Raw genomic sequence first — 7544 nt, forward strand, 5'->3', positions numbered from 1 at the left:
GGCCCCCCCCCCCCGCCCCTTGGTCACGACGCCCTTGGCTGCCCGCTCGGCGCGGATGCGGTCGAGCAGGAAAGAGGCCGGCTCGTACGCCGGGTCCTGCAGCACCAGCTCTCCCCGGAACGCCTTGGCCAGCACCGCCTGGTCGAGCCGATCGAGCGGCTTGTGCGCGCTCTCCGCCTCGCCCGCGAGCCGGTCGATCGGGCGAATGGCATGGAACGCGTTGGCGGTCTGGCTCGGCAGAGTGCGATCCTGCTGCAGCCGGCGCAGGAAGGATTCAAAATCCTCGCGCGGACCGGGTAGGCCGCGCTGCGGACGACCATCGTCCTGGCCACGAGCTCCGCGAACTGATGCAACTCGATAAACACCGTGGCGAGTCGTCGCGGAATACTGTCCCGCCAACGCGCCGAGCCGCACCAGCTGTCCGCCGTGCGGCTGCAGGAACGCGAAATTCGACCGGCCCGCGACCGAGATGATTCTCTCCCCTTTTTGAGGGGAAACTATTCCGGATCAGCGTTCTTTATGCAACGCGCGGTTATGGCGAGGCCAGGGCGATCGGGTGAAGAACCAATCACCCATGTCGATGCCGTGCCCGGCGATGACGGAAAGCGGCCCCGCGGCCCACACCGGGATCGACAAAGACACATCTTAAGATATATCTTGAAACCGATCTTCAGTCGCCATATCTTACGATATATCGAACCCTAGGGAGTGAATTCGATGTTCGGAAGACATCATCGCGGTCATCGCGACGATCATGGTCACCGCGGCGATTGCGGCGGCGGCGACGAGATGTGGGCCGGCGGCCGCGGCCGGGGCGGCCGCATGTTCGGTCATGGCTTCGGCGGCGGGTTCGGCGGCCGCGGCTTCGGTGGCGGCGGCGACATGATGCGCGCCGGCCGGATGCTGGCCCAGGGCGATTTGCGCCTGCTGGCCCTGGCCCTGATCGAGCAGCAGCCGCGCCACGGCTATGAGATCATCAAGCTGATCGAGGACAAGACCGGCGGCTGGTACAGCCCGAGCCCGGGCACGGTCTACCCGACCCTGACCTATCTCGAGGAGGCCGGCTACGTCACGGTCGAGGCCGAGGGCAGCAAGAAGCTGTACACCATCACCGCCGAGGGCCGCGCCTATCTCGACAGCAACCGCGGCATCATCGACGCCGTGCTGGGCCGCCTGGCCGCGGCCGGCGAGAAGATCGCCTGGGTCAACAAGATGATGGGCGGCGAGCGGGACCGCGAGCGCGAGCGGTCGAGCCGGCTGCCGTCGCTGGTGGTCGCGGCGCTGGACAATCTGCGCGAGGCGGCGGAGCAGAAGCTGGGCGCAGGTGCCGACCCGGACGCCGAGACCCGGATCGTCGAGATTCTGGCCCGGGCGGCGGCCGAGATCCGGCGCAACTGAGGGCGGCGGCATGAGCCCCGCCTTCCATCCCCACCCGGGCCCTGCCCCGGCCCTGGCCCGGCTGCGCGACGCCGGGCTGCGGCCGACCCGGCCGCGCCGGATCCTGCTGGCGGTGCTGGCCGAGGCCGACCGCGCGCTCGACGCCCAGGAGATCCTGGGCCGGGCGCGCCGGCTGGACCCGCGGATCAGCCTGGCCACCGTCTACCGCTTCCTGGCGGCGCTCCGCCGAACCGGCATCGCCGGCTGGAGCGACGACGCGCCGAAGCGCCTGGCCATCGGCCCGGCCACCGAGCCGGCGCCACCGCTGGAGACGCTGACGCTGGGCGAGGTCCAACTGCGCGCCGCCCTGGCCGACGTGCTGCGCCAGTTCGGCTACCGCCTGGTCCGCGCCCGGTTCGAACTCGAGGTCGAGAAGCTGCACCCTGACGCGCCGCTGGCCGACGCAATGCCGGCCGGCACGGCCTGGCCGGCGCCCGCCCGGCTCCGGATCGGGTCCTGACGCCGCACCGCGGCTTGGCATCGCAGGAGGAGTCCAGATGTCGGATGCTCTGCTGCTCGCGGCGGCGCTGCTGCTGGTCGTCACCGCCGCCGTGCATTCCGTGGCGGGAGAGCGGCGGCTGATCGGGCCGGTGCTGGCGCGCCGCGACGGCATCCTGAAGAGCCCCCTCGCCCGCTTCATCCTCCGCTTCGCCTGGCACATCACCAGCGTGGCCTGGCTGGTCATCGCCCTGATCCTGCTGGCACTGGTGCTGGACCCGCCGGCGGTGCGGTGGTGGGCGGCGGCCGGAACCGGCGCGGCCTTCACCGCCATCGGCGCCTTCACCGCCATCTCCAGCCGCGGCCGCCATATCGGCTGGCCGTTCCTGACCGGGATCGGGCTGGCGGCTCTCGCCTCGCTGCTGATCTGAGCCGCTTCGCGATGCGTCGCCGGGCGGTGTACGGTGGCGTCGCGAGGAGGAGGATGACATGGCGAAGGCAGCCGGGCGGGTCGACTCCGCATCGAGGATCATCAAGGCGTCGCCGCCCACCATCTATCGGGCGCTGATGGACCCGGAGGCGCTCGCGGCCTGGCGCCCGCCGGAGGGCATGACGGGCGAGATGCTGGCCTTCGACGGGCGCGAAGGCGGCCGCTACCGCATGTCCCTGACCTATATCGACACCGGGCACGACGTCCGCGGCAAGACGACCGAGCATGCCGATGTGGTCGAGGGGCGGTTCCTGGAGCTGGTCCCGGACCGGCGGGTGGTGGAGGTGGTCGAGTTCGAGTCCGACGACCCCGCCTTCGCCGGCGCCATGACGATCACCACTGCCCTGGCCGCCGTCCCGGGCGGCACCGAGGTGACCATCCGCTGCGACAACGTCCCCGACGGGATCCGGCCCGAGGATCACCAGGCAGGCCTGGCGTCGACCCTGGCCAATCTGGCCGCCTTCACGGAGTGAAAGGGGCCGATGGCGGTCGATCTCCTCATCGACGGGCCGGCGGAGGCCCGCACCACCATCCTGCTGGCGCATGGCGCCGGCGCGCCGATGGATTCGGCCTCGATGACCGCGGCGGCGAAGGCATTGTCAGAGGCCGGGTTGCGGGTCGCGCGCTTCGAGTTCGGCTATATGGCGGCCCGCCGCGACGGCCAGCGCAAGCCGCCGCCGCGCGCCGAGACCGTGATTCCGGAATATCGGGCGGCGGTCGACGCCCTCGGCGCCACCGGGCCGCTGATCATCGGCGGCAAGTCGATGGGCGGGCGCGTGGCGTCGATGGTCGCGGACGGGTTGCACGCCGCCGGCCGCATCGCCGGGCTGCTGTGCCTCGGCTATCCGTTCCATCCGCCGGGCAAGCCGATGCAGCTGCGCACAGCCCATCTCGCCGGGCTGGCGACGCCGACCCTGATCTGCCAGGGCACGCGCGACGAGTTCGGCACCCGCGACGAGGTCGCCGGCTACGCCCTGTCGGACCGGATCGAGCTGCTGTGGCTGGAGGACGGCGACCACGATCTGAAGCCGCGCAAGAGCGTCTCCGGCTTCACCGCCGCCGACCATCTGAGAACCGTCGCCGCCGCCGTCTCGGACTGGGCCGGGAGGATCGGGTAACCCCTACTCCCCGCCCTTCCGCCGGCCGGACAGGGCGACGATCATGCCGTGCAGGGTCCGCACCTCCTGCTCCGACAGCTGGGCGCGCTGCAGGAAGGCGCGGATGTTGCGCTGCATGCTCGGCTTCTTCTCCGGCACCCGGAAGAAGTTGCCGGCGTCCAGCGCCTGCTCCAGATGCTCGAACAGGTTGACCAGCTGCTCCTTGCTCGCCGGCGGTGCGTCCTCCTCATAGTCCAGCCGCCGTTCCGGCGTCCCATCGCCGGCGGTGAACCACTCATAGGAGACCAGCAGCACCGCCTGGGCCAGGTTCAGCGATGAAAAGGCGGGGTTCAGCGGCACGTTGACCACGGCATCGGCCAAGGCGACGTCGTCATTGGTCATGCCGGTGCGTTCCGGCCCGAACAGGATGCCGGTGCCGACACCCGCGGCATGGTGGGCCCGCATCTCCGTCGCCGCCCGGCGCGGCGTCACCACCGGCTTGAGCTGGTCGCGCAGCCGCGCCGTGGTGGCGTAGACGGCGCCGAGATCGGCGATCGCATCCTCGGTGCGCTCGAACACCCGGACATGGTCGAGCACGGCATCGGCGCCGGAGGCGGTGGGCACCGCCTTCGGGTTCGGCCAGCCGTCGCGCGGCCGCACCAGGCGCAGATCGGTCAGGCCGCAATTCAGCATCGCCCGGGCCGCGGTGCCGATGTTCTCGCCCATCTGCGGCTCGATCAGGATGATCGCCGGGCCGCCCAGGCTGGGGTCGCGGGTCTGGTCGGTGCCGGCCATCAGAACCGGTCCATCAGTTGGGGGCCGTGGCGCCGGCCCGCAGCAGCGCATAGGTGAAGCTGTCGCCCAGCGCCTCGAAGGAGGCGTCGATGACGTTGGTCGAGACGCCGATCGTCGACCAGCGCGTGCCGTCGGCATCCTCGGTCTCGATCATCACGCGCGGCATGGCGCCGGTGCCTTCGTTCGAGCGCAGGATGCGGACCTTGAAGTCGACCAGCCGCAGCGGCTTCAGGCCGGGATAGATCGGCTCCAGGGCCTTGCGCATGGCGTTGTCGAGCGCGTTGACCGGGCCGTTGCCGAAGGAGACCTCGTGCAGCGACTTGCCGCCGACCCGCACCAGCACCGTGGCCTCGGATTCCTGCACCACCTCACCGCGGGCGTTGAAGCGCCGCTCGTCGACCACGGTGAAGCGGTCCATGGCGAAATAGGCCGGCACCTGGCCCAGCATGCGCCGGGCCAAGAGCTCGAAGCTGGCGGCGGCGGTGTCGTAGGAATAGCCCTCGAACTCGCGCTGCTTCACCAGGTCGACCAGCCGGTCGACATTGCGGTCCTTGGGGTCGATGGCGACGCCGATCTCGGCGAAGCGCGCCAGGATATTCGCCCGCCCGGCCTGGTCGGAGACGACGAGATGGCGGCGGTTGCCCACCCGCTCCGGCGCCACATGCTCGTAGGAGCGCGGGTCCTTGGCGATGGCGGAGACGTGCAGCCCACCCTTATGGGCGAAGGCGCGGCCGCCAACATAGGGCGCGCCGGACTGCGGCGTGCGGTCCAGCCGCTCGTCGAACCAGTGGCTGAGATCGGCCAGCGAGGCCAGGCCGGCCTCGGTCACCCCGGTCTCGTAGCCCATCTTCAGCACGAGCGTCGGGATCAGGGTGACGAGATTGGCGTTGCCGCAGCGCTCACCCAGGCCGTTCAGCGTGCCCTGGATCTGGCGCGCCCCGGCCCGCACCGCGGCGAGGCTGTTGGCGACGGCGTTGCCGGTGTCGTCATGGGTGTGGATGCCCAGCCGGTCGCCCGGGATATGCCGGGCCACGGCGGTGACGATGTCGGTCACCTCATGCGGCAGCGCGCCGCCATTGGTGTCGCACAGCACCACCCAGCGCGCCCCGGCCTCGTAGGCCGCCTTGGCGCAGGCCAGGGCGTAGTCCGGATTGGCCTTGTAGCCGTCGAAGAAATGCTCGCAGTCGAAGCCGACCTCGCGGCCGCGGCCGACCACCTCGGCGACGCTGTCGCGGATCAGCTCGAGATTCTCCTCGCGCGGGATGCCCAGCGCGACGTCGACATGGAAGTCCCAGGTCTTGCCGACGATCGAGATCGCCTTCACGTCGCAGTTCAGCAGCGCCGCCAGGCCGGGGTCGTTGGCGGCGCTGCGGCCCGGCCGCCGGGTCATGCCGAAGGCGGTGAAGCGGGCATTGGCCAGCTTCGGCGGGTCGCGGAACAGCGCGTCGTCGGTCGGGTTGGCGCCGGGCCAGCCGCCCTCGACATAGTCGATGCCGAGCGCGTCGAGCTTCCTGGCGATGGCGATCTTGTCGGCCACCGAGAAGTCCACGCCCTGGGTCTGCGCGCCGTCGCGCAGGGTGGTGTCGAACAGCCAGATCCGCTCGCTCATCGCCTCACCCCACCCGGCGCCACAGCGTGCGGTCCGGCTTGTCCTCCAGCGCGATGCCGGCGGCAATCAGCTGGTCGCGGATGCGGTCGGCCTCGGCGAAGTCCTTCGCCGCCCGCGCCGCCCGCCGGGCCGCCACCAGCGCGTCGATCTCGGCGTCGTCCAGCCCCGACGCCGCCTTCGGCCGCCAGCGGAACCAGTCCTCCGGCGACTGACCGAGCAGGCCCAGCAATCTGCCGCCAGCCAGAAGCTCGCCCTTGAGCCGCGCCTGCACGGCCGGATCGCCCGCCTTGTTCAGCGCGCCGGCCAGGTCGTGCAGCGCCGCCAGGGCCTGCGGCGTGTTGAGGTCGTCCTCCAGCGCGATCTGCACCACATGCGGCGCGTCCGACGGCTCGCCCGCCTCGACCGCTTCGACCGCGCGCAGGGCGCCATAGAGGCGATCGAGCGCCGACCGGGCCTGCCGCACGCCCTCCTTGGTGAAGTCGAAGGGCTGGCGGTAGTGGCCGGACAGCAGCGTGTAGCGCAGCGCCTCGCCCGGGAACTCCTCCAGCAGGTCGTGCGGCGTGTAGAAGTTGCCGAGCGACTTCGACATCTTCTCGCCCTCGGCCATCAGGAAGCCGTTGTGCAGCCAGGTGCGCGCCATCACCGGCGTGCCATGGGCGCAGCGGCTCTGCGCGATCTCGTTCTCGTGATGCGGGAAGATCAGGTCCAGGCCGCCGGCATGGATGTCGAAGACGTCGCCGAGATGGGTGGCGGCCATGGCCGAGCATTCGATGTGCCAGCCCGGCCGGCCGCGGCCCCATGGGCTGTCCCAGCCCGGCTGGTCGCCGGTCGACGGCTTCCACAGCACGAAATCGGCCGGGTCGCGCTTGTAGGGCGCGACGTCGATGCGGGCGCCGTCGATCAGCTCGTCGCGGTTGCGGCGGGAGAGCTGGCCGTAATCCGGCATCGACGGCACGTTGAACAGCACGTGGCCATCGGCGGCATAGGCGTGGCCCTTGTCGATCAGCGTGCCGATCATCTCCTGCATCTGCGGGATATGCTCGGTGGCGCGAGGCTGGATGTCGGGCAGCAGGGCGCCCAGCGCCGCCATGTCGGCGGCGAAGACCTCGCCGGTCCGCCGGGTCAGGTCGCCGATCGGCTCGCCATTCGCCTTCGCCCGCTCGATGATCTTGTCGTCGATGTCGGTGATGTTGCGGGCATAGGTCACCCGCGGATACAGCGTCCGCAGCAGCCGGTACAACACGTCGAAGACGACGATCGGCCGGGCGTTGCCGATATGGGCGTAGTCATAGACCGTCGGGCCGCAGACATACATCCGCACATGGCTCGGGTCGATCGGGACGAAGCTCTCCTTCGTCCGGGTGAGCGTGTTGTGCAGAGAGAGCGCCACGGGTCGCAGTCCTAAGGTCAGACCTGTCCGGTCGGGACCGCGACGATTACCAGATCAGGCCCCCGGCGTCCAAGGGTCAGGCCGCAAGGCAGCCCGATCAGCGACGCTTGCCGAACCAGCCCTTGCGCTGCGGCACCACCGGGGTGCCGGCCATCAGCGGCGGGCCGGCGGGGGCGGCCTCCGGCTCGTAGAACTGGGCGGTCAGGGACGGGCGATGGGCGCGGGCCGACGCGGCAGGCGGCTCCGCCACCGCAGGCCCCAGCCGGGCCGCGCGGGCGGGTTCGGCCG

The 7544-nt window shown here is 70.9% G+C and carries 9 protein-coding genes and 1 pseudogene; 5 read left to right on the plus strand and 5 right to left on the minus strand.

The features are described from left to right. Positions 1–414 (minus strand): hypothetical protein (locus tag AAHM41_RS37440; protein WP_446719517.1); only part of this gene is annotated, 414 nt, incomplete at its 3' end. A 303-nt stretch (positions 415–717) separates the two neighbouring features. Here AAHM41_RS37440 and AAHM41_RS37445 point away from each other — a divergent pair. The 5 genes from AAHM41_RS37445 to AAHM41_RS37465 are packed head-to-tail and all read left to right on the plus strand — an operon-like array spanning position 718 to position 3483. Next, entirely contained in the window at positions 718–1398 is a 681-nt protein-coding gene (locus tag AAHM41_RS37445; protein WP_342241727.1) for a PadR family transcriptional regulator, read from the plus strand. Between the two features lie 10 nt (positions 1399–1408). Beyond that, positions 1409–1897, plus strand: coding sequence for a Fur family transcriptional regulator (locus AAHM41_RS37450; RefSeq protein WP_342241728.1), 489 nt, complete (start codon positions 1409–1411; stop codon positions 1895–1897). Between the two features lie 37 nt (positions 1898–1934). Continuing rightward, positions 1935–2306 carry a hypothetical protein gene (locus tag AAHM41_RS37455; protein WP_342241729.1) on the plus strand — a complete coding sequence of 124 codons (372 nt, stop codon included), beginning with the start codon at positions 1935–1937 and terminating at the stop codon, positions 2304–2306. A 58-nt stretch (positions 2307–2364) separates the two neighbouring features. Beyond that, the gene (locus tag AAHM41_RS37460; RefSeq protein ID WP_342241730.1) at positions 2365–2838 is read left to right on the plus strand and encodes an SRPBCC family protein; all 474 of its coding nucleotides are present in this window, start codon (positions 2365–2367) and stop codon (positions 2836–2838) included. A 9-nt stretch (positions 2839–2847) separates the two neighbouring features. After that, positions 2848–3483 (plus strand): alpha/beta hydrolase family protein, encoded by a 636-nt coding sequence (locus AAHM41_RS37465; protein WP_342241731.1) that lies wholly within the window; start codon positions 2848–2850, stop codon positions 3481–3483. 3 nt (positions 3484–3486) lie between these two features. Here the strand turns inward: AAHM41_RS37465 and AAHM41_RS37470 are convergent, their stop codons facing one another. The 4 genes and pseudogenes from AAHM41_RS37470 to AAHM41_RS37485 all read right to left on the minus strand — a co-directional run. Further along, positions 3487–4257: an RNA methyltransferase gene (locus tag AAHM41_RS37470; RefSeq protein ID WP_342241732.1), complete on the minus strand. Its 771-nt coding sequence runs from the start codon at positions 4255–4257 to the stop codon at positions 3487–3489. A 13-nt stretch (positions 4258–4270) separates the two neighbouring features. Further along, positions 4271–5866, minus strand: coding sequence for a citramalate synthase (gene cimA / locus AAHM41_RS37475; protein WP_342241733.1), 1596 nt, complete (start codon positions 5864–5866; stop codon positions 4271–4273). 4 nt (positions 5867–5870) lie between these two features. Next, entirely contained in the window at positions 5871–7256 is a 1386-nt protein-coding gene (cysS, locus tag AAHM41_RS37480; RefSeq protein WP_342241734.1) for a cysteine--tRNA ligase, read from the minus strand. Positions 7257–7353: 97 nt separating this feature from the next. After that, positions 7354–7544 (minus strand): annotated as a pseudogene (locus AAHM41_RS37485) (hypothetical protein); the annotation flags it as partial.

Source organism: Inquilinus sp. OTU3971, assembly GCF_038440215.1.

Bases quoted from the DNA above. Each gene is read 5' to 3' on its own strand.
- AAHM41_RS37445 (WP_342241727.1), top strand. From the start codon at position 718: ATGTTCGGAAGACATCATCGCGGTCATCGCGACGATCATGGTCACCGC.
- AAHM41_RS37450 (WP_342241728.1), top strand. From the start codon at position 1,409: ATGAGCCCCGCCTTCCATCCCCACCCGGGCCCTGCCCCGGCCCTGGCC.
- AAHM41_RS37455 (WP_342241729.1), top strand. From the start codon at position 1,935: ATGTCGGATGCTCTGCTGCTCGCGGCGGCGCTGCTGCTGGTCGTCACC.
- AAHM41_RS37460 (WP_342241730.1), top strand. From the start codon at position 2,365: ATGGCGAAGGCAGCCGGGCGGGTCGACTCCGCATCGAGGATCATCAAG.
- AAHM41_RS37465 (WP_342241731.1), top strand. From the start codon at position 2,848: ATGGCGGTCGATCTCCTCATCGACGGGCCGGCGGAGGCCCGCACCACC.
- AAHM41_RS37470 (WP_342241732.1), bottom strand. From the start codon at position 4,257: ATGGCCGGCACCGACCAGACCCGCGACCCCAGCCTGGGCGGCCCGGCG.
- cimA (WP_342241733.1), bottom strand. From the start codon at position 5,866: ATGAGCGAGCGGATCTGGCTGTTCGACACCACCCTGCGCGACGGCGCG.